This is a genomic window from Paracoccus aminovorans (assembly GCF_001546115.1).
In the GTDB taxonomy this organism is placed as follows: domain Bacteria; phylum Pseudomonadota; class Alphaproteobacteria; order Rhodobacterales; family Rhodobacteraceae; genus Paracoccus; species Paracoccus aminovorans_B.
Window position 1 is genome coordinate 321,421 of the sequence record NZ_KQ955208.1, and the last position, 20,902, is coordinate 342,322.

Genomic DNA, 20,902 nt, shown 5'->3' on the forward strand with positions numbered 1-20,902 from the left:
CGGCATGCCAATCTTGGCGCAGTGATAAGCAACTGGCGTGACAAGGACAAGTTTCGGCGATGGAATCGGTGAATGCGCGCCCTGGCGGGGGTCTGCTGGCGCCGGCCCGGCCGCGGGCAGCGCCAGCTGTCCCGCGCCGCGCCGCGGTGGCGATCCGGGCGGGCATGCTGCCCTGGGTGCCGTTCTGGCTGGCCCTCGGCATCGGCGGCTGGTTCCTGCTGCGCGATGAGCCCGGGCGCGCGTTCTATGCCGCGCTGGCGCTTTGCGCCTGCCTGGGCCTGCTCGGCCCGGCGCTGGTGCTGCGGCTGGCCGAACGCGGGCGCTGCGACTGGCTCTGGGCTGATCGCAGCCGGCTCGCGGGACTCGCGCTGCTGCTGATGGCGCTTGGCGCCGGGCTCAGCGGCTTTCGCGCGCATCTGGTCGCGGCGCCGGTGCTGGGCTTTCGCTATTACGGCCCGGTCGAAGGGCGGGTGATCGGCATCGACCGGTCGTCGAGCGACCGGATGCGGCTGCTGCTGGACCAGGTGAGCCTGCGCGACGTGCCGCCGGGCCGGGTGCCGCAGCGGGTGCGCGTCTCGCTGATGACTGCCCAGGACCTGCCGGTGCCGGGACAGCGGGTGATGATGACGGCGCATCTGGGCCCGCCCGGCGGGGCGTCGGAACCGGGCGGCTTCGATTTCCGCCGCATGGCCTGGTTCGAACGGCTGGGCGCCATCGGCTATGCCCGCACCCCGGTCCTGGCCGTCGCCATGCCGCGCGACGATGGCGCGCTGGCGCTGCACCGGCTGCGCATGTCGCTGGCCGAGACCATGCGCGAGCGCATCGGCGGGCAAGAGGGCGCGGTCTCGGCGGCGCTGGTCACCGGCGACCGCTCGGGCATTTCCGAGCAGACGAACGAGATCATGCGCGCCTCGAACCTTTACCACATCATCTCGATCTCGGGCCTGCACATGAGCATGCTGGCCGGATTCGTCTATGCCGCCCTGCGCATCGCCGGGGCGGCGGCGCAAGGGCTGGCCGGCGCGCGCGGCATCGCCGTCCACAAGCTGGCGGCCGCCGGCGCGCTGGCGGTCGCGGCGCTCTATCTGTGGCTCTCGGGGGGCGGGGTCGCGACCGAGCGGTCCTTCGTCATGGTCGCGGTCATGCTTGTCGCGATCATCGTCGACCGCAGGGCGGTGTCCCTGCGCACCGTGGCGGTCGCGGCCGTGCTGGTGCTGATCCTCGCGCCCGAGGCGCTGACCGAACCTGGCTTCCAGATGAGCTTTGCCGCCACCGTGGCGCTGATCCTGGTGCAGGAGCCCTGGCTGAAGCTGGCGCCCGCTCTGCCCTGGTGGGCGCGTCCGGTGGTCATGCTGGTACTGTCCTCGGCCGTGGCGGGGCTGGCCACCTCGCCCATTGCCGCGATCCATTTCGGGCGCATGACACAATACGGCATGCTGGCGAACCTGCTGGTGGTGCCGGTGGTGGGCATGCTGGTCATGCCGGGCGCGGTCTTTGCCGCGGTGCTGGCGCCGCTGGGTCTGGCGCAGCCGGCGCTGTGGCTCATGGGACTGGGCACCAAATGGATGCTCTGGGTCGCGGCCTGGGTCGCGGGGCTCGACGGCGCGGTCACGCTGGTGCCCGCGCCGCCGCCCGCCGTGCTGCCGCTGCTGGGCCTGGGCGCGGCGCTGCTGTTTCTCGGCCCGCTGACCGAGGCGGGGCGTCTCTTGCTGCTGCGCCGCATCCTCGGCGCGGGCCTTCTCGCCGCCTCGGCGCTGGTCTGGTTCTGGTCCGAGCGCCCGCTGGTTCTGGTCTCGGCCGAGGGCGATGCCGTCGCCGTCATGACCCAGGCCGGGCGCGTGCCCTCGAAACCCCGGGGCGGCGGTTTCGCGATCCAGAACTGGCTCGAGGCCGACGGCGACTCCGCCGACCAGCGCACGGCGGCGGCGCGCGCCTTGTGGACGGGTCCGAACCCGGACCGCCAGGCCATCCTGGGGGCCGGCGACGGGTCGTTGCGGCTGCGCCACCTGACCGGCAAGGCCGCCGAGGTGCTGGATCGGCTCGACTGCCAGGGCCCGACCATCGTCGTCGCGGATCGCAAGCTGACGGCGACGGTCGATCCCGACTGCCTCGTCCTGGATGCCGCGCGCCTGCGCAGAACCGGGGCGGTGGCGATCGGCATCAGACAAGGCCAACCTTGGCTGAGACCGGCACAGGGCCCGGGTCCGGGCCGGATCTGGCAATGACCCCAGGCGAGAAACAGGAGCCGCGCGCGCCATGCATGGTCTGGTGAACAGGTCGATCGAGGGCTTCCTGCGCGCCTCCTATGGCGCCGAGGTCTGGGATGCCGTCGCCCGCGCCGCCGGCGTCGATCCCGAGGGGTTCCTGACCTGGACCCCCACCGCCGACGAGGTGACGACCGCCATGCTGCGGGCCACCGCGATGCAGCTGCGGAAATCGGTCGGCGAATGCCTCGAGGACATCGGCGCCTGGCTGACCCGGCAGGAAGAGATCCGCCGCCTGCTGCGCTTCAGCGGCTCGGACTATCCCGAGTTCCTGGAATCGCTGCACGAGCTTCCCGGCCGCATCGCGCTGGTCATCCCCGACCTGGCGATCCCCGAGCTGACGGTCATCTGCGAAAGCGAGGGCAGCTATGTCATCCATCCCGCCTGGCATTGGCCGGGCTTCCTGCGCGTCACCGCCGGCGTCATCCGCGGCATGGCCGACGATTACGGCGCCCTGGCGCTGATCTCGGTGCAGGCGGGCCGCATCTCCGTCACCGTGGCGCTGACCGATTTTGCCGCGCAGCGTCGCTTCAGCCTTGCCCCCGATGCCCAGGATTCCGCCGATGCGCGTCGACGCCCGTGATCTTTTCGAATTGATGCCGATGCATCTCTGCCTGGACGGCTCGGGCGGGATCGTCTCTTGCGGACGCACCATGGCCCGGCTCCTGCACGGCGAGGGGCGCATCGACCAGGCTTTCATCCACATCGGCCGCGACGGTCAGGAGACGACGCTGGCGGACATGCTGGCGCGGATCTCGTCCGGCAAGCGGGTGTTCCTGAACCTGCGCTTGCATCACGACATCTATCTGCGCGGCCATGGCGTGCGGACCTCCGGCGGGCTGGTGCTGCTGAACCTCGGCTTCGGGGCCTCGCTCTATCCGGCGATCCGGGCCTTCGACCTGACGGATTCGGATTTCGCGCCCTCGGACCTGGCGATCGAGTTCCTGTTCCTGCACGAGGCGAACAAGGCGGCGCTGGCCGAATTGTCGCGGGTCAACAAGAGCCTGAAGACCGCGCGCGAGCATGCGCAGATCATGTCCGTGACCGATCCGCTGACGGGCGTGCTGAACCGCCGCGGCTTCGACATCGCCTTCCAGAGAGCCATGGAGCAGCGCGAGCACATGCCCTTTGCCCTGGTCCACCTGGATCTGGACCATTTCAAGCAGGTGAACGACCGCTTCGGCCATGCGGCCGGCGACCGCCTGCTGCAGCTGGCGGCCGAGGCCATCCGCTCGGAGCTGCGGGCCAGCGACAAGGTCTGCCGCGCCGGCGGGGACGAGTTTCTGGTGCTGATGTTCTCGACCACCCGGCCCGAGGCGCTCCAGAAAGCCTGCGGCCGGATCATCTCTCGCCTCGAAACCCTCGAGGGCGCCGATCACGATCAGCGGATCTCGGCCAGCATCGGCATCGCGGTCTGCCCGCCGGACCCCGCGATCAGGGACGCCGACCTGTTCGAACGCGCGGACAACGCGCTTTATCGGGCCAAGGCTTCGGGTCGGGGGCGCGTGGTCATCTGGCAGGCAACGATGTAATTCAGGGTGTTCAGAGGCAAAGGGTGGGACATGCTGGGCGGATACCGCATCGCTGCGCGTCGCAGTCGCGTATTCAATTGTTTTCATATGCTCTCCGAAACCAGTCGGCATGTAGCCGCTGTCCGTCATTCCGCCCCGGGCAGGCTGTTCCGACAGGACCACCAGTGTAGCCGCTGACCTGGCCCGCCGTCATGAAGAACCGCAGCGGGCGGCCCTTGCCAGTCCGTCCGGGGTTGCTCGGCCTCTGGTCCTTGCCATTCGTCATGATCTGCCCCGAGCATCGGCGTCCGCTGGTCACGCTCTGGACGATGCAGGACAAGCTGGACAGGCAGGATGGTAGCGATGCTGGCCTTCTGATCGAAGCCGCGCATGGTCGCTGGGATCTGCTGGCGGCCCAGCGATCTGCTGATCGGCGCGGAGCCTGTCTATGTCGCGATGCATGACTGGTGCAGCCTGGCAGAGGCCGTATCAAGGCTGCAGCTGACGGTTCCCGAGGCGATCGAACGAATCCGGGACCATCGTTTGGCTCGGGTGGGTAATATCTGGAACGCTCTGGATTTGCTTCGGTTCTGGTCAATCTCGGCTATGTTGGACAGGAGGGATGCGATCTCCCTGGCTGTTTCGCCAAGGGTTACGCATTGCCGAACTGGCGACGTTCATCCGGCGGATGGGCTTGCCCTTCCGCCGGGTCCATGGGCCGCGTGGCGGCGATCAGGTGCGGTTGACGGCGACCGACCGGCAGGAATTTCACGACCGCTTCATCAGTGTTCGCAGCTTGGGGGTCAAACCTTGTCCATGTCGGACAGGAAGGTGAGCTACTCCCCGATCCTTGGACAGTTTTCGGGGATATTTAAGCTACTGCCTGCGCTTGCTGATCGATTTCGATATTGTTGAAGTAAACCACGGCGGGTGGCCGTCCACCATGGGCGGTGTGGGGCCTCTGGTGGTTGTAGAAGGTGATCCATCGGCCAATGGCAGCCTTGGCCTGTGACCCCGTTTCCCAGGCATGCAGGTAGACGCATTCGTATTTCAGGGACCGCCACAGGCGCTCGATGAAGACATTGTCGATGCACCGCCCCTTGCCGTCCATCGAGATGCGGGTGCCGACGCGCTTTAGCCGATCTGTCCAGGCGAAGGACGTGAACTGGCTGCCCTGGTCAGTGTTCATGGTCCCCGGCGCGCCGAAGCGGTGGATGGCCTCCTTCAGCGCCTCAACGCAGAAGTCGGCCTCCAGCGTGTTCGAGATGCGCCAGGCCAGAACCTTGCGTGTGAACCAGTCCATGATGGCCACCAGATACAGGAAGCCGCGCCGCATCGGCAGGTAGGTGATATCGGCGCACCAGACCTGGCCGGGACGATCCACCCGCAGCCCGCCCAGCAGGTAGGGCCAGGTCTTGTGGCCCTTCCTCGGCTTGCTGGTGTTGGGCTTCTGATAGATCGGCATCAGGCGCATAAGTCGCATGAGCCGCCGAATGCGCTTCTGGTTCACGCCATGGCCTTCGTTCTGCAGGTGCCAGGTCATCTGGCGAACCCCATAGAACGGCGTGTCGAGGAACTGCTGGTCGATCAGCCGCATCAGGCCGAGGTTCTGATCCGTCTCTCCAGCCGGCTCGTGGTAGAACGACGAGCGCGAGATCGACAGCAGGCGGCACTGCGCCCCGATGGACAGCGCCGGGTGGTTCCGTTCGATCATCCCACGCCTCACTTTCCGGTCCACGGCTTGAGCTTTCGTGACAAAAAATCGTTGGCGACAGCCAGCTCCCCGATCTTGGCATGCAGTGATCGGACCGTCTCTTCATCCACCTCCGTCGAGGGCTTCTTGCCGCCGCGCTCGAAGATATCCGCAGCTCCGTCGAGCAGCGCCTTCTTCCATTGATGGATCATCGTCGGATGCACGCCGTATTCGCCCGCCAGCTCTGACACAGTGCGCTCGCCCTTAACGGCCTCGAGCGCCACGCGCGCCTTGAAGCCCGCGTCATGGTTTCTGCGTTTCCGCATTCCTGATCTCCTCGTTCTTGGAGACCAGCAAACGTCAGATCGTAGCTTCCGTCACTGTCCGATTTCCGGGGAGCAGCTCAGTTCGCCGGAATGGCCTGTCGTGCGAGCAAGTGCGCGGGCCGCGAGGCGGGGCGCAGCTGCGTATGAGCGCGACCGACCGCGAGGCATTCCACGATCAGTTTATCAGTTTTCGCACTCTGGGTGTTACGGCCCGTCTGGGGTGGAGCGAGCTTCAAGCGCGGCTTGACGCAGATGGTATATGCCCCGCAGGCGGCAGCGCGAGGGTCTATTCCCGCGCCGACGTCACCCATCTGCTCACTTAAGTCAGCGATCCGCGCGGATTTCGCTTGACGCCCTTGCGCAGGCTATTGCTTGCGTTTGCGCATGCTTCCCCTTTTTTGGCAACTATCCCTGCGTTACGGCCAGCATCGGCTGTCCGGCGACATAGGTCTGCGCCACGCTGCGGTCGTCGCCCATGATCTGCAGGATGAACAGCTCCTCGGCCAGCGTGCTGGCGCGCTCCATGCGCAGCGCCATCGCGGGCGTCGCGCGGCTGTCGAGCACCACCAGGTCGGCCATGGAGCCGGGGACCAGGGTGCCGATCTCGTCCTCCATGCCCAGCACGCGGGCATTGCCGCGCGTCGCCCAGTGGAAGGCGGCGAAGGGGTGCAGCTTCTGGCCGCGCAGTTGCAGGATCTTGTAGCCCTCGTTCAGGGTTTGCAGCATGGAATAGCTGGTGCCGCCGCCGATATCGGTGGCGATGCCCGAGGAAATGCCGCGCGCCCGCAGGCCGCCTTCGTCGAAGAGGCCCGAGCCCAGGAACAGGTTCGAGGTCGGGCAGAACACCGGATGGCTGCCGGTCTCGGCCATGCGGGCGATCTCGCGTTCCTCGAGATGGATCGAGTGGCCGAGCAGGATCTTGTCGCCGAGCAAGCCGTAGCTTTCGTAGATGTCGAGATAATCGCGCGCCTGGGGATAGAGGCTGAGCGTGAAGGCGATCTCGTCCTTGTTCTCGCTCAGATGGGTCTGGATGTGGCAGTCGGGATGTTCGCGCACGAGCTGGCCGGTCATCGCCATCTGCTCGGGCGTCGAGGTGATGGCGAAGCGCGGGGTGATGGCATAGCGCTGGCGGCCGGTGCCGTGCCATTTCGCGATCAGCGCCTTGCTGTCGTCATAGCCCTGCTGGGGCGTGTCCAGGACGCCTTCGGGGGCGTTGCGGTCCATCATCACCTTGCCGGCGATCATCGCCATGTTCCGCCGGTCGGCGGCGGAAAACAGCGCCTCGGCCGATTGCGGATGCACCGAGCAGAAGGCGACCGCGCTGGTGGTGCCATGCGCGAGCAGCAGGTTCAGGAAATGCTCGGCCATCTGCGGGGCATGGCCTTGCTCGGCGAAGCGGCTTTCCTCGGGGAAGGTATAGGTGTTCAGCCAGTCGAGGAGCTGCGCGCCCCAGCTCGCCACCACCTGCACCTGCGGGAAATGGATATGCGTGTCGATGAAGCCGGGCAGGATCAGATGCGGGCGGTGGTCGACTTCCAGCAGGTCCGGGTCGCGCAGGGCGGCATAATCGCCCACGGCCTCGATGCGGCCGTCGCGGGTGACGATGGCGCCGTCCTCGTGATAGGAGAAGGCGTTTTCGGTTTCCACCGGGTCGGCGTGGAAGGAGAGCGTGCGCCCCCGGATCAGCTGTCGCATGGGTATTTCCGGAGCAAAGAAGTGGATTGGGTCAGGCGGCAGATCAGCTCGGCGGCGGTGAAGGCGGCGATGATCTCGGGGCGCTTGTCCCTGGACCAGCCGGCGCCGATCGGGCAGGTCAGGCGGTCGGTGTCGAGCCCCTGGGCGCGGGCGAAGCGGCGGAACTGCGCCAGTTTCGTCTTGCTGCCGATCATGCCGATATAGGGCGCGTCCATACGGCGCAGCGCCTCGGCCGCGAGCAGGAAGTCCAGCGCGTGGTCATGCGTCAGGATCACGAAGCTGCTGCCGAAGGGGGCCTTGCGGATCTCGGCCTCGGGCAGGGGGGTCAGGCGGGTTTCGCCGTTGGCCTGGGCCAGTTCCTGGGCGCGCTGGTCGATCAGGATCGGGCGCAGGGGCAAGAGCGCCAGCGCCCTGGACAGCGCCCGGCCGACATGGCCCGCGCCGAAGATCAGCACTTGCGGATGCTCGGGGGCCGGGGGCGCCTCGGCGATGCGGGTCAGGTCGAGCTCGACCCGGCCGCCGCAGCACTGGCCGATCTCGGGGCCCAGGGGAACGTCCATGCGCGCCGCCGCCTCGTCGCGCGCCAGCATCTGCCGGGCGCGGTCGATGGCCATGTATTCCAGCTGGCCGCCGCCGATGGTGCCCTGCACGCCCTGGGCGGTGACGACCATCGCCGCCCCGGTCTCGCGCGGGCTGGAGCCGCGCGTGCGGGTGATCCGGACCCGGATCATCTGAGCCTCTCGATGGCCATCAGCACGCGCTCGGGCGTGGCCGGGGCGTCGATGCGCGGGTTCTCGCGATAGCCGTTGAAGCTGGCCACCGCCATGTTCAGGGCCTGGAACACGCTGATCGGCAGCATGAAGGGCGGCTCGCCCACGGCCTTCGAACGCTTGATGGTGTTCTCGCGGTTCACCGACCAGTCGGCCAGGGCGACGTTGAACACCTTGGGCCGGTCCGAGGCCAGCGGGATCTTGTAGGTCGAGGGCGCATGGGTGCGCAGCCGGCCCTTCTGGTCCCACCAGAGCTCCTCGGAGGTGAGCCAGCCCATGCCCTGGATGAAGGCGCCCTCGACCTGGCCCTTGTCCAGCGCCGGGTTCAGGCTGCGGCCGACGTCATGGAGCACATCGGCGCGTTCGACCACATATTCGCCGGTCAGCGTATCGACCGAGACCTCGGCGCAGGCCGCGCCATAGGCGTAGTAATAGAACGGCCGGCCGCACCCGGTGTCGCGGTTCCAGTGGATCTTGGGCGTCTTGTAGAAGCCCGCCGCCGACAGCTGCACCCGCGCGATATAGGCGGTGTTGATGAAATCCTGGAACGGGATCTCCTCGTCGCCGATGCGCACCGTCTCGCCGATGGTGACGAACTCGGGGTCGACCTGTTTCGCCTCGGCGGCAAAGGCCTTGAGCCGCGCCAGCAGCTGCTCGCAGGCATCGAGCGCTGCCATGCCGTTCAGGTCCGAGCCCGAGGAGGCCGCGGTGGCCGAGGTGTTCGGCACCTTTTCGGTCGTGGTCTTGGTGATCTTGATGCGGTCGATGCTGACGCTCAGGGCCTCGGCCACGACCTGCGCCACCTTGGTGTTCAGCCCCTGGCCCATCTCGGTGCCGCCATGGTTCAGGTGGATCGAGCCGTCCGAATAGATATGGATCAGCGCGCCGGCCTGGTTGTACCAGGTCGCGGTGAAGCTGATGCCGAATTTCACCGGGGTCAGGGCGATGCCCTTGCGGATGGTGCCGCCGCGGGCGTTCCAGTCCAGCACGGCCCGGCGGCGCGCGTGGTAGTCCGACGAGGCCTCGAGTTCCTCGAAGATGCGCGGCAGGATCTGGTCCTCGACCTCCTGGTGATAGGGGGTGAGCTGGCCGTTCTGGTAGAGGTTCGCCTTGCGGATCTCCAGCGGGTCGCGGCCAAGCGCATAGGCGATGTCCTCGACGATGCGCTCGGCCATGATGACGCCCTGCGGGCCGCCGAAGCCGCGGAAGGCGGTGTTCGAGACGGTGTTGGTCTTCATCGGATGGCTGCGCAGTTCCACCGCCGGATAGTAATAGGCATTGTCGGCGTGGAACAGCGCGCGGTCGGTCACGGGGCCGGAGAGATCGGCCGAAAAGCCGCAACGGGCATAGAAATCGGCGTCCACGGCATGGATCTTGCCGGTCTCGTCATAGCCGCAGCGATAGTCGATGACGAAATCGTGGCGCTTGCCGGTGATCTGGAAATCGTCGTCGCGGTCGGGGCGGATCTTGACCGCGCGCTTGAGCTTCTTCGCGGCCAGCGCGGCGGTGACGCAGAAGATGTTCATCTGCGATTCCTTGCCGCCGAAGCCGCCGCCCATGCGGCGCACGTTCACCACCACCGCGTTCGAAGGCACGTCGAGCACATGGGCGACCATGTGCTGCACCTCGCTCGGGTGCTGGGTCGAGGTGTTGACGATGACCTCGTCATCCTCGCCCGGGATGGCGAAGGCGATCTGGCTTTCCAGGTAGAAATGTTCCTGGCCGCCGACGGTCAGCCGGCCTTCCAGCCGGCGCGGCGCCGTGCCCATTTCCGCCATGTCGCCGCGTGCCAGTTTCAGGGGCTTGGTGACATAGCCCAGCCCGGCATCGCGGGCGGCGATGGCGTCCAGCGAAAACGGCAGTTCCTCGTATTCGACGCGGGCCAGCTTGCAGGCGCGGCGGGCCAGGTCGCGGGTCTCGGCGATCACGGCAAAGATCGGCTGGCCCAGGAACTGCACCTCGGGCGTGGCGAAGACCGGGTCGTCGTGCAGCCCGTTCGGGCTGATGTCATTGACGCCGGGAATGTCCTCGGCCGTCAGCACCAGATGCACGCCCGGCGCCTTCCTGACGGCGTCGAGGTCCATCGACAGGATCCGGCCATGCGCAACCGTCGAGAGGCCCAGATAGCCGTGCAGCGTGCCCTCGGGCATCATCAGGTCGTCGGTGTAATCGGCCTGGCCGGTGACGTGCTTGATGGCGCTGTCGTGGATGATCGAGGTATGGGCTGCGCCCTTCACGATGACGTCCTGTTTCATTCGACCCTCCTCAGGCGGTGTTCGGCGCCCGACTGTTCAAGCCAGAAGCGGCGGAAGAAATTGGCGGCGAGTTGCTGGCGGTATTCGGCGCTGGCCCGCCAGTCGCTGAGCGGCTGGAAGTCATTGGCCACGGCCTTGGCGGCGGCCTCGAAGGTCTCGGCGGTGAAGGGTTGCCCCCGCAGCGCGGCCTCGGCGCCCCGGGCGCGTTTCGGCGTTGCGGCCATGCCGCCGAAGGCGACGCGGGCATCGATGATCGTCGCGCCGTCGGTCTCGACATGGAAGGCCGCGGCCGAGGCGGTGATGTCGGCGTGATGGCGCTTGCTGACCTTGTAGGCGGCGATGCGCGCCTCCTCGCCCTTCAGGGGCACGGTGATGCTTTCGACGAATTCGCCGGGGCGGCGGTCCTGCTTGCCGTAATCGATGAAGTAATCCTCGACGGCCAGGTCGCGGGTGCCTTCGACGCTGCGCAGGCGCAGGCTCGCGCCAAGCGCGATCAGCAGGGGCGGGGTCTCGCCGATGGGCGAGCCGTTCGCCACGTTGCCGCCGATGGTGCCGGCATTGCGAACCTGCCAGCCGCCGATGCGGCGCCAATAGTCCAGCGCCTCGGGGAAATGCGCCAGCACGAAGGGCTCGAATTCCGAATAGGTCACGCCCGCGCCCAGCGTGATATGGCCGGGGGTGATCTCGATCTTCTTCAGATCCTGCATATGGCCGATGAACACCGCCGGAGAGATGTCGCGCAGGAATTTCGTCACCCACAGCCCCACGTCGGTGGCGCCGGCGACGATGGTGGCCTTGGGATTCTCGGCCAGCACCTGCGCCAGGTCGGCGGCATCGGCCGGCAGGATGGCCCGGTCCGCGCCGCGCGCGATCTCGACCCGCTCGCGCGGGATCGCCGACAGCGCCGCCGTCACCCGGTCGCGCTCGACGGTCAGGGCGTCGAAGTTCTGCCCGCCGGCCTCGGACGCCGCAAAGGCGGCCTTCACGATCGGCTCGTAGCCGGTGCAGCGGCACAGGTTGCCCTGCAGCGCCGTCTCGACCGCCAGCATGTCGGGGCGCGGGTTCTGCATCCACAGCCCGTAAAGCGCCATGACGAAGCCCGGCGTGCAGAAGCCGCATTGGCTGCCGTGATGTTCGACCATGGCCGCCTGGACCGGGTGCAGCCCGCCGCCCTGTCCGCGCAGGTGCTCGATGGTCACGACATGGCAGCCGTGGCACGAGGCCAGGAAGCGGATGCAGGCATTGATCGGCTCGTAATGCAGCGTGCCGTGGTGCAGGCGGCCGACCAGGACGGTGCAGGCGCCGCAGTCGCCTTCGGCGCAGCCCTCCTTGGTGCCGGTCAGGCGGCGGTTCAGTCGCAGGAAATCCAGAAGCGTGTCCGATGAGCCGGCCTCGGTCAGGCGGATCTCGGTATCGTTCAGCAGGAAGCGCAATTCGTGGCCCATCGGTCCTCGCTCGGCATGGCTGGGTATGGGGAAAGCCTAGATGCGAATTGGACTTTGCGAAATCACGGATTGAGCATAAGACTTTCAGCGATTCCTTGAAAGAGCCGAGGTGAGCCCATGCCATATCTTGAAAGTCTGCGGGTTTTCGTGCGCGTGGTCGAACTGGGCTCGATCACGGCTGGCGGGCGCGACCTGCGCATGTCGCCGGCGGTGGCCTCGAACCGGATCAAGGACTTGGAAACCCGCTACGGGGTGCGGCTCTTGAACCGCACCACCCGCAAGCTGGTGCCGACCGAGGTCGGGCGGGCCTTCTACGACAATGCCCGCCGGGTGATCGAGACCCTGGACGAGGCCGAGGCGGTGGTCTCGGGCTTTTCCGGCAATCCGCATGGCGCCTTGCGGGTCACGGCGCCGCTGGGGCTGGGGCGGCGGCTGATCGCGCCGCTGGTGCCGCGGTTTTGCGACGAATATCCGGGCGTCGAGCTGCGCCTGCGGCTGTCGGACCGCAACGTGGACATCATCGCCGACGGCATCGACCTGGCCTTCTTCCTGGGCGAGCCGCAGGATTCGGCGCTGAAATGGCGCCGCATCGCCGAATGCCGGCGGGCGCTGGTGGCGACGCGGGCCTATCTCGACGCGCATGGCACGCCCGAACAGCCCGACGACCTGACGCAGCACAACTGCCTGCTGCTGCGCTATCCGCGCAGCCCGGAATATTACTGGGTGCTGCAGACGCCCGAGGGGCCGCAGAAGCTCTTGGTGAACGGCAAGTTCGATGCCGACGACGGCGATGTGCTCAGCGCCTGGGCGCAGGAGGGACGCGGCATCGTCAACCGGCCGCGCTACGAGGTGGCCGCGCAACTCGCCTCGGGCGAACTGGTCGAGGTGCTGCCGCAATTCCCGCCGCTGCCCTCGCAATTCGGCGTGTTGACCCCTCACCGGCGCCTGCAGGACCCCAAGGTGCGGCTGTTCGCGGATTTCATCGCGCGCGAGACGCGGGGGGTGTTCGCGTGACGCCCGGCCGTCGCTGAAATGTGAAGCGACGGCGAAACGCCGCGGGTCCAGAATGCATCACGGCCGCCGGGACTGCGTCCGATCATGGTGCGCGATCCGAAACGGCCGCCAGATGCCTTGCGGGGCAGGGAGGTCGATCATGAAACGGGTTTATGGCTGGCTGGCGGCGGGGATGGTCCTGCTGTCCTTCGGCGCGGCGCAGGCGCAGGGCGTCGCGACCGGCGACAACGGAATGACGCTTTACAGCTTCGACAAGGACGCCGGCGGGAAATCTGCCTGCTACGACGATTGCGCGGTGAAATGGCCGCCCTATCTGGCGCAGGAGGGCGAGACGAAGCCCGAGGGCTGGACCATGGTCGAGCGCACGGACGGAAGCCGGCAATGGGCGCTTAACGGCAAGCCCGCCTATTATTTCGCCGGCGACAAGAAGGCCGGCGACATGGCGGGGGATGGTGTCGGCGGCGTCTGGCACGCATTGGGCCAATAGGCCCGCCGATCAGTTCCAGGCGTAGCTTTTCGGCAACCCGCGGTACCAGTCGACGATGGCCTGGCGCTCCTCGGGTTCCATGAAGCTGACGTTCGCGGGCGGCATGGCATGGGTCACGCCGGCCTGGATGTAGATCTCGCGCGCGGCGCGGGTGATGTCGTCGGGGGTCTCCAGCAGCACGCCCTTGGGCGCGGTGTAGATCCCCTCATAGCCCGGCTCGCGGGCGTGGCACATGGCGCAGCGGCCCAGCACCGCGTTCGAGGCGTCCTCCCAGCCGGGCGAGTCGATCATCGCCTGCTGGGTCGGCGTCAGGACGCGGGCCTCGGCCTCTTCCAGCGTCTGGCGGAACATCGGCGCGGTCGAGAGCCACATCACGATGATGAACAGGATCGTGGTGATCGCCCAGGTCCACCATTTCATGCCGCCGCCGGCGTGCATGGTGTTGAAGAAGTGGCGGATGGTCACGCCCATCAGAAAGATCAGCCCGGCGATGATCCAGTTGTATTCGGTGGCGAAGGCCAGCGGATAGTGGTTCGACAGCATCAGGAACACCACCGGCAGGGTCAGGTAGTTGTTATGCGTCGAGCGCAGCTTGGCGATCTTGCCGTATTTCGGATCGGCGGGACGCCCGGCCTTGAGATCGGCGACGACGATGCGCTGGTTCGGCATGATGATGAAGAACACGTTCGCCGTCATGATCGTGGCGGTGAAGGCGCCCAGGTGCAGCATGGTGGCGCGGCCGGTGAAGACCTGGTTATAGCCCCAGCCCATCGCCATCAGCAGCACGAACAGCAAGAGCATCAGCAGCGTCGGCGTCTCGCCCAGTTTGGACTTGCACAGGTTGGTATAGACCAGCCAGCCGATCGACAGCGACCCGGCCGAGATCAGGATCGCCTGCCAGGGCGCCAGCTCCATCTTGGCGGGATCGATCAGGAACAGCTCGGACCCGACCCAATAGGTAACCATCAGAAGCGCCGCCCCCGAGATCCAGGTCATGTAGCTTTCCCATTTGAACCAGATCAGGTGGTCGGGCATCCGCTCGGGCGCCACCAGGTATTTCTGGATATGGTAGAAGCCGCCGCCATGGACCTGCCACTCCTCGCCGTGCGCGCCGGCGGGCAGGCCGGGCACCTTGCGCAGGCCAAGGTCGAGCGCGACGAAGTAAAAGGACGAGCCGATCCAGCAGATCGCGGTGACGACATGCGTCCAGCGAATGGCGAATGCGAGCCAGTCCCAGATGACGGCGAAATCGGACATGTTGGACTCCCTCTCTAGCTGTCGGAACACTAGCTTGCGCCGCGAAGTGCCGCTATTCGCCCATTTGCCCTTGCTGTCTTAACGCAGCGTTGAAAATCTTTCGGCGCCGGCAGGGGGAAGCGGGTCCGGGCCGCGGGCGGCGGGGCAGGGGCCCGCGGGCGCGATTCAACCATAAAGATAATCGCTCAATTCACGGTGGAATTCACGCTGCGCCCCGGGCAGTTTCCCCAACGGAAATCGGTGGAAATCCGCCGGTGCGAATCCAAGCGCATCGACAGGAATATTCCGATCTGCCAGATATATACGGAATTGAGCGACCGGGTGAGGACCGTGCCCAGTCTCACCCGGTCTCGCCGTACCTGAGAAAAAGAGGAAATCGTTCAACGGCTAGGGGCAGCCTGCCGTGAAACACCCCATGGGTGAACCTGCCTTTTTGGTGAGGTTTCCATGCCGGCCAGCCTGAATATGCCGGATCCCTGCGCGAATATTGAAAATCGCACCTGGTCAAATCCATTTAAAGTTGAATTTTACGAATTCAATTCTTCTCTGGAATGATAGCCCCCAGCCTTGCTAAGACCTGTCCCGAATAAGATTCGTATGGGGCGCAAGCATGGCCGAAGACAGCAGGGACGCCGAGACACAGGCCGCCGCGCGGGCCGCCCGCCAAGCCGCCAACCGCGCCGCGCGCGAGGCGCGCCGCGCCGCCCGCCAGGCCGAGCGCGCCGCCCGCAAGGGTGCCGCCAAGCCGCAGCCGGCGGCCAGCGCGCCGGAATTCCAGCCCCCCTCCGACGCGGCACCGCCCTCGCCGCAGCTGTTCCCGCCGCAGGGCTTCGACATCCTGTTGATCGGCCAGGGCCAGCGGCTGGGCGTGCAGGCGGTGCTCTTCGCCGCCAGCCTGCGCCGCAACGCGCCCGATTGGCGCGGCCGGCTGATCGTCGCCGAGCCGCGCCCCGAGGCCGCCTGGGCCGGCGCCGCCACCCCGATGCCCGCTCCGGTGCGCCAGGCGCTCGCAGGCTTCGGCGCCGAGATCCTGCCCTTCACCGCCACCCGCTTCGGCCGCAGCTACCCCTATGGCAACAAGATCGAGGCGCTGACCATCCTGCCCGCCGACCAGCCTTTCGTCTTCTTCGACAGCGACACGCTGATCACCGGCCCGCTCGATCGCGTCGGCTTCGACTTCGCGCGGCCCTCGGCCTCGATGCGGCGCAGCGCCAGCTGGCCCGAGCCGCCGCCCTACGGCCCCGGCTACACGCAGATCTGGCAATCGCTCTATGACCGTTTCGGGCTGGATTTCGCAGGCTCGCTCGACCTCGCCCAGCCCGACGAGCATTGGGAGCGGTACCTTTATTTCAACGCCGGCTGGTTCTTCGGCGCCGATGCGCAGGAATTCGGCCGCCGATTCCTCGACTTCTCCGACCGTATCCAGGCCGACCCGGGCGAGGCGCTGGCCTGCCAGTCGCTCGACCCCTGGCTCGACCAGGTGGCGCTGCCGCTGGTGATCCATTCGCTGGGCGGCGGCCGGCCGGGGCCGGAGCTCGCCGGCCTCGACGGCTGGGCCAGCTGCCATTACCGCAACCTGTCGCTGCTCTATGCCCGCGAATCCGATGCGGTCGTCGCGCTGATCGAGGAACTGGCCACCGATCCCCGCATCGCGCCGCTGCTTGCGGAGGACGAGGCCGTGCAGCGCCTGATCCTTGCGGGCGAGGGGCGGGACCGCATCCGCCCGCTTTTTGCCGGCGAAGACCCGCCGCCGCCGGAAAAAGCCATGCGCCAGCGGCTGCGTCGGGCCGAGCTCTGGTTCCGCTGAGACGGGCGCCGCGCAAGGCGGCGCCCGCCGGTTTCAGCCCAGCACCGCGTCGCAGCGCGCGCAGGTGCCGGCATGGGCATGGCTGCCGACATCGGGCAGGATCTTCCAGCAGCGCTGGCATTTCTCGCCCATCGCGCCCTCGAAGACCACGCCGATGCCCGGCACCTCCGCCAGCCGGAACGCCTCGGCCGGGGCCGGGTCGGCGGTCAGGCTGATGCCCGAGGTGATGCAGATATCGGCGAAATCCACCGATTTCAGCGCCTTCAGCTCCTCCGCATCCTCGACATGCACCACCGGCGCGGCTTCCAGGCTGGCGCCGATCACCTTGTCGGTGCGCTTGATCTCCAGCGCGGCAGTGACCACGCGGCGGATGCGGCGGATCGTTTCCCATTTCCGCGCCAGGCCCTCGTTCAGCCAGTCGGCCGGGGTGGCGGGGAAGTCCTGCAGATGCACGCTGCCCTCCTCGGACGGGAAGCGCGCCAGCCAGACATCCTCCATGGTAAAGGGCAGGATCGGCGCAAGCCAGGTCACGATGCGGTGGAACAGCAGGTCCAGCACCGTCCGCGCCGCCCGCCGCCGCGCCGAATCGGGCGCGTCGCAGTAAAGCGCGTCCTTGCGGATGTCGAAATAGAAGGCCGACAGATCCACCGTGGCGAACTGGAACACGGTCTGGAACACGCCCTGGAAGTCGAAGCTGTCATAGCCATGGCGCAGCTGCGTGTCGAGCTGCGCCAGCCGGTGCAGCACCCATTGCTCCAGCTCCGGCATCTCGGCCGGCTCGATCCGCTCGGCCTCGGCAAAGCCGTCGAGATTGCCCAGCACGAAGCGCAGCGTATTGCGCAGCCGGCGATAGCTGTCGGCGGTGCCCTTCAGGATCTCGGGGCCGATGCGCTGGTCGGCGGTATAGTCGGTCTGCGCCACCCAGAGCCGCAGGATGTCGGCGCCGTATTGCTTGATGACCTCGGCCGGGACAATGGTATTGCCCAGCGACTTGGACATCTTCATGCCCTTCTCGTCCAGCGTGAAGCCATGCGTGACCACATTGCGATAGGGCGCCCGACCCTTGGTCGCGCAGGCCTGCAACAGCGAGGACTGGAACCAGCCGCGATGCTGGTCGGTGCCCTCCAGATAGACGTCGGCAATGCCGTCCGGCGCCCCGTCGGCGCGGTCGCGCAGCACGAAGGCATGGGTCGAGCCGCTGTCGAACCAGACGTCCAGCACGTCCATCACCTGGTCGTAATCCGCCGGATCGGCGACGCCCGCCAGCACCTCGGCGGCAAAGCCGGGACGATACCAGACATCGGCGCCGTCCCGTTCAAAGGCGGCGATGATGCGGTCGTTGACGCGCTGGTCGCGCAGCAGGAAGTCCGGGTCGGTGGGCTTGGCGCCCTTCTTCACGAAGCAGGTCAGCGGCACGCCCCAGGCGCGCTGGCGCGACAGCACCCAGTCGGGCCGGTTCTCGACCATGGAATGGATGCGGTTGCGCCCCGATTGCGGCCACCATTTCACCAGCTTGTCGATCGAGGTCAGCGCCCGCGTCCGGATGGTGTCGCCATATTGCCCCATGCCGTCGGCCAGCGCAAAGTCGATGGCGGCGAACCATTGCGGCGTATTGCGATAGATCAGCGGCGCCTTGGAGCGCCACGAATGCGGATAGGAGTGCTTGACCTTGCCCTTGGCCAGCAGCGCCCCGGCCCAGGCCAGCTGCTTGATGACGCTGACATTCGCCGGGCCTTCCTTGCCCTCGGGCGTCAGGATCGCCTGGCCGCCGAACAGCGGCAGGTCGGCGCGATACGAGCCGTCCGGCTCGACGTTATAGGTCATCGGCAGCTTGAACTTCAGCCCCAGCTGATAGTCGTCGTCGCCATGGCTGGGCGCGGTATGCACGAAGCCGGTGCCCGCGTCCTCGGTGACATGCTCGCCCGGCAGCATGGGCACGTCATAGTCCCACTCGCCCGCACCGCCCTCGACGCCGCGCAGCGGATGGGCCAACACCAGCCCCTCCAGGTCCGAGGCCGTCACGTCGCGCAGCCGCTCCCAGCCCTCGATCTTGCCGGCCTGCTTCACGCTTTCGGCCAGCGCATCCGCCAGAACCAGCAATTCGCCGGGCTTCGCGGTTGCATTCTCGGCCACCGCATCCACGCGATACAGCCCATAGGCGATGCCCGGATTATAGGCCACCGCCCGGTTCTGCGGAATCGTCCAGGGCGTGGTGGTCCAGATCACCACGCTGGCGGGCTTCTTCGCTCCCCAAATACCCTCCGACCCGGTGACGGCAAACCGCACCCAGATGGTATGGCTCTGGTGGTCGTGATACTCGACCTCGGCCTCGGCCAGCGCGGTCTTCTCGACCGGAGACCACATCACCGGCTTCGATCCCTGATAAAGCGAACCGTTCATCAGCAGCTTCATGAACTCGGCCGCGATCACCGCCTCGGCGTGGAAATCCATGGTCAGATAGGGATCGTCCCACTTGCCGGTGATGCCCAGGCGCTTGAACTCCTCGCGCTGGATGTCGACCCAGGATTCGGCGAAACGGCGGCATTCCTGGCGGAACTCGACCACGTCCACCGCATCCTTGTCGCGGCCGTCATGGCGGTATTTCTCCTCGATCTTCCACTCGATCGGCAGGCCGTGGCAGTCCCAGCCCGGCACATAGCGCGCATCGCGGCCCATCATCTGGTGGCTGCGCACGATGATGTCCTTGATGGTCTTGTTCAGCGCGTGGCCGATATGCAGGTTGCCGTTCGCGTAAGGAGGGCCGTCGTGCAGGATGAAGGGCGTCCGGCCTGCCGCCCGCTCGCGCAGCCGGTCATAGATGCCGATCCGCTCCCAGCGGGCCAGCCATTCCGGCTCGCGCTGCGGCAGGCCGGCGCGCATCGGAAAATCGGTCTGGGGCAGGAAGACGGTGTCGCGATAGTCGGGCGCGGTCTCGGTCGTGTCGCTCATCGGGCGGGAATCCTTCGGTGGCAGGGCTGGCATGCGTAACCCGGCGGCGAAGGATCCCCTAGGCCGCCGGGCGGGTAATTCGAATGATGCTGCCCATGCTGAACATGCGCCGGGTTATAGAAAACCGCCCCGCCGCCTGCAAGCGCGGCTTGCGGCCCGCGCGCGGCTGGGGCAGCAAGCGCCATGAGCTACCGCATCGCCATCGCGGGCGCGCTGGCGGATGGCCGCAGCCATGGTCCCTTCGACCTGATCGTCGATGCCAGCGGCGCCGGCTCGCGCCTCTCGCCGTTGCAGGCGCGGCCGCTCGGCCATAGCGCGATCTGGGGCACCGTGCCCTGGCCCGAGACCGAGTTGCCGCGCGACCAGCTGCGCCAGCCGCATGGCGGGGGTGCTGCCCATCGGCCGCCTGCCTGCGGACGACACGCCGCGCGCCGCCGTCTTCTGGTCTATGCCCCGCGCCGAACTGGACAGCTGGCCGCAACGCGACCTCGGGGCCTGGAAGGCCGAGGCCGTCGCTCTCTGGCCACAGATGGCGTCCTTTCTGAACGGCATCCGCGACAATGCGGCGATGACCCAGGCGCGCTATGCCCATGGCACCCTGCGCCGGCCCTTCGCGCCGGGGCTGGTCCATATCGGCGATGCCGCGCATCGCGCCAGCCCGCAGCTGGGGCAGGGCGCGAACATGGCGCTGCTCGATGCGCTCGCGCTCGGCTTGGCGCTGCACGGACCGCTGGAGGACGCGCCCGCCGCTTACGCCGCCATGCGCCGCTGGCACGTCCTGATCTACCAGGGCATGAGCGCGGCCTTCACGCCGATGTATCAATCCCGCAGCCGCAGCCTGCCCTGGCTGCGCGACCGGCTGCTGGCGCCCTCATCGACCCTGCCGCTGCTGCGGAACGGGCTGACGTGCTCGTCGCGGGCACCATGGCGCCGCCGCTGGCCGGAACCCGCGCGCCATAGGCGTCCTGTGACATCCGGCCGCCTTGCGCCGGCGCGCGCGCGGGCCCATATCGCGGCCATGATTCCGCCCCGTTTCGACATCACCCCCGAAGAGATCGACCGCGTCGTCGCCACCTTCTACGCCGCCATCCGCCGGCACGAGGAGTTGGGGCCGATCTTTGCCGCCCATGTCACCGACTGGCCCGCGCATGAGGCCAAGATCGCCGCCTTCTGGCGCAACGCCATCCTCTACGAGCGCAGCTACGAGGGCAGCCCGATGCGCGCGCATATCATGGCCGGCAATGTCCACGGCCAGCATTTCGCGCCCTGGCTGATGCTCTTCGACGAAACCCTGCGCCGCACCCTGCCGCCCGAGGCCGCGCAGGGCTGGTCGGCGCTGGCGCATCGCATCGGCGCCGGGCTGCGCATGGGGGTCGAGAACATGGCCGTCACGGCCGGCCCGCCGGTCCTGCGCTAGAGCCTTGCATCA

At 67.4% G+C, this 20,902-nt stretch carries 14 protein-coding genes and 2 pseudogenes; 9 read left to right on the top strand and 7 right to left on the bottom strand.

Annotated features, from left to right (window positions below; genetic code table 11):
• Positions 1 to 59: 59 nt before the first annotated feature.
• The 4 genes from ASV56_RS01710 (at position 60) to ASV56_RS23350 (ending at position 4,239) form a co-directional block, all read left to right on the top strand.
• Entirely contained in the window at positions 60 to 2,225 is a 2,166-nt protein-coding gene (locus ASV56_RS01710) for a ComEC/Rec2 family competence protein (protein WP_062560530.1), read from the top strand.
• 43 nt (positions 2,226 to 2,268) lie between these two features.
• Positions 2,269 to 2,847 carry a heme NO-binding domain-containing protein gene (locus ASV56_RS01715; protein ID WP_253879818.1) on the top strand — a complete coding sequence of 193 codons (579 nt, stop codon included), beginning with the start codon at positions 2,269 to 2,271 and terminating at the stop codon, positions 2,845 to 2,847.
• Positions 2,828 to 3,796, top strand: coding sequence for a GGDEF domain-containing protein (locus ASV56_RS01720; RefSeq protein ID WP_062560532.1), 969 nt, complete (start codon positions 2,828 to 2,830; stop codon positions 3,794 to 3,796). Before ASV56_RS01715 ends, ASV56_RS01720 begins: the two co-directional genes overlap by 20 nt.
• Before the next feature lie 191 nt (positions 3,797 to 3,987).
• Positions 3,988 to 4,239, top strand: coding sequence for a hypothetical protein (locus tag ASV56_RS23350; protein WP_156429041.1), 252 nt, complete (start codon positions 3,988 to 3,990; stop codon positions 4,237 to 4,239).
• Between the two features lie 407 nt (positions 4,240 to 4,646).
• Here ASV56_RS23350 and ASV56_RS01725 read toward each other — a convergent pair.
• From ASV56_RS01725 to xdhA, 5 genes and pseudogenes are all read right to left on the bottom strand, one after another.
• Positions 4,647 to 5,794: pseudogene (locus ASV56_RS01725) on the bottom strand (IS3 family transposase).
• A gap of 405 nt (positions 5,795 to 6,199) precedes the next feature.
• Positions 6,200 to 7,489, bottom strand: coding sequence for a guanine deaminase (gene guaD, locus ASV56_RS01735; protein WP_062560534.1), 1,290 nt, complete (start codon positions 7,487 to 7,489; stop codon positions 6,200 to 6,202).
• Positions 7,477 to 8,220 carry a xanthine dehydrogenase accessory protein XdhC gene (xdhC, locus tag ASV56_RS01740; RefSeq protein WP_062560535.1) on the bottom strand — a complete coding sequence of 248 codons (744 nt, stop codon included), beginning with the start codon at positions 8,218 to 8,220 and terminating at the stop codon, positions 7,477 to 7,479. The genes guaD and xdhC overlap by 13 nt, the downstream gene beginning before the upstream one ends.
• Positions 8,217 to 10,514 carry a xanthine dehydrogenase molybdopterin binding subunit gene (gene xdhB, locus ASV56_RS01745; protein ID WP_062560536.1) on the bottom strand — a complete coding sequence of 766 codons (2,298 nt, stop codon included), beginning with the start codon at positions 10,512 to 10,514 and terminating at the stop codon, positions 8,217 to 8,219. Before xdhB ends, xdhC begins: the two co-directional genes overlap by 4 nt.
• The gene (xdhA, locus tag ASV56_RS01750) at positions 10,511 to 11,959 is read right to left on the bottom strand and encodes a xanthine dehydrogenase small subunit (protein ID WP_062560537.1); all 1,449 of its coding nucleotides are present in this window, start codon (positions 11,957 to 11,959) and stop codon (positions 10,511 to 10,513) included. The genes xdhB and xdhA overlap by 4 nt, the downstream gene beginning before the upstream one ends.
• 117 nt (positions 11,960 to 12,076) lie before the next feature.
• Between xdhA and ASV56_RS01755 the strand changes: the two genes are divergently transcribed.
• Complete coding sequence (locus tag ASV56_RS01755; RefSeq protein WP_062560538.1) at positions 12,077 to 12,973, top strand: LysR family transcriptional regulator; 897 nt, start codon at positions 12,077 to 12,079, stop codon at positions 12,971 to 12,973.
• Positions 12,974 to 13,112: 139 nt separating this feature from the next.
• Positions 13,113 to 13,460, top strand: a complete 348-nt coding sequence (locus ASV56_RS01760) for a COG4315 family predicted lipoprotein (RefSeq protein ID WP_062560539.1) — start codon at positions 13,113 to 13,115, stop codon at positions 13,458 to 13,460.
• A gap of 9 nt (positions 13,461 to 13,469) precedes the next feature.
• On the opposite strand, the gene ASV56_RS01765 is transcribed toward ASV56_RS01760, so the two are convergent.
• A complete protein-coding gene (locus tag ASV56_RS01765; RefSeq protein ID WP_062560540.1) occupies positions 13,470 to 14,717 on the bottom strand; it encodes a urate hydroxylase PuuD in 1,248 nt (415 codons plus the stop codon).
• Positions 14,718 to 15,327: 610 nt separating this feature from the next.
• On the opposite strand from ASV56_RS01765, the gene ASV56_RS01770 reads away from it, so the two are divergent.
• Positions 15,328 to 16,524 carry a hypothetical protein gene (locus ASV56_RS01770; protein WP_062560541.1) on the top strand — a complete coding sequence of 399 codons (1,197 nt, stop codon included), beginning with the start codon at positions 15,328 to 15,330 and terminating at the stop codon, positions 16,522 to 16,524.
• Positions 16,525 to 16,557: 33 nt separating this feature from the next.
• Here the strand turns inward: ASV56_RS01770 and ileS are convergent, their stop codons facing one another.
• On the bottom strand, positions 16,558 to 19,473 hold the full coding sequence (gene ileS / locus ASV56_RS01775) for an isoleucine--tRNA ligase (RefSeq protein ID WP_062560542.1): 2,916 nt from the start codon (positions 19,471 to 19,473) through the stop codon (positions 16,558 to 16,560).
• Between the two features lie 568 nt (positions 19,474 to 20,041).
• On the opposite strand from ileS, the pseudogene ASV56_RS24275 reads away from it, so the two are divergent.
• Together ASV56_RS24275 and ASV56_RS01780 are read left to right on the top strand one after the other, a co-directional pair.
• Positions 20,042 to 20,155: pseudogene (locus ASV56_RS24275) on the top strand (hypothetical protein); the annotation flags it as partial.
• 336 nt (positions 20,156 to 20,491) lie between these two features.
• On the top strand, positions 20,492 to 20,890 hold the full coding sequence (locus tag ASV56_RS01780) for a group III truncated hemoglobin (protein ID WP_062562192.1): 399 nt from the start codon (positions 20,492 to 20,494) through the stop codon (positions 20,888 to 20,890).
• Positions 20,891 to 20,902: the final 12 nt, after the last annotated feature.

Bases quoted from the DNA above. Each gene is read 5' to 3' on its own strand.
- ASV56_RS01780 (WP_062562192.1), top strand. From the start codon at position 20,492: ATGATTCCGCCCCGTTTCGACATCACCCCCGAAGAGATCGACCGCGTC.
- ASV56_RS01720 (WP_062560532.1), top strand. From the start codon at position 2,828: ATGCGCGTCGACGCCCGTGATCTTTTCGAATTGATGCCGATGCATCTC.
- ASV56_RS01770 (WP_062560541.1), top strand. From the start codon at position 15,328: ATGGCCGAAGACAGCAGGGACGCCGAGACACAGGCCGCCGCGCGGGCC.
- ASV56_RS01755 (WP_062560538.1), top strand. From the start codon at position 12,077: ATGCCATATCTTGAAAGTCTGCGGGTTTTCGTGCGCGTGGTCGAACTG.
- xdhB (WP_062560536.1), bottom strand. From the start codon at position 10,514: ATGAAACAGGACGTCATCGTGAAGGGCGCAGCCCATACCTCGATCATC.
- xdhC (WP_062560535.1), bottom strand. From the start codon at position 8,220: ATGATCCGGGTCCGGATCACCCGCACGCGCGGCTCCAGCCCGCGCGAG.
- ASV56_RS01765 (WP_062560540.1), bottom strand. From the start codon at position 14,717: ATGTCCGATTTCGCCGTCATCTGGGACTGGCTCGCATTCGCCATTCGC.
- xdhA (WP_062560537.1), bottom strand. From the start codon at position 11,959: ATGGGCCACGAATTGCGCTTCCTGCTGAACGATACCGAGATCCGCCTG.
- ASV56_RS01710 (WP_062560530.1), top strand. From the start codon at position 60: ATGGAATCGGTGAATGCGCGCCCTGGCGGGGGTCTGCTGGCGCCGGCC.
- ASV56_RS23350 (WP_156429041.1), top strand. From the start codon at position 3,988: ATGAAGAACCGCAGCGGGCGGCCCTTGCCAGTCCGTCCGGGGTTGCTC.
- ASV56_RS01760 (WP_062560539.1), top strand. From the start codon at position 13,113: ATGAAACGGGTTTATGGCTGGCTGGCGGCGGGGATGGTCCTGCTGTCC.
- ileS (WP_062560542.1), bottom strand. From the start codon at position 19,473: ATGAGCGACACGACCGAGACCGCGCCCGACTATCGCGACACCGTCTTC.
- guaD (WP_062560534.1), bottom strand. From the start codon at position 7,489: ATGCGACAGCTGATCCGGGGGCGCACGCTCTCCTTCCACGCCGACCCG.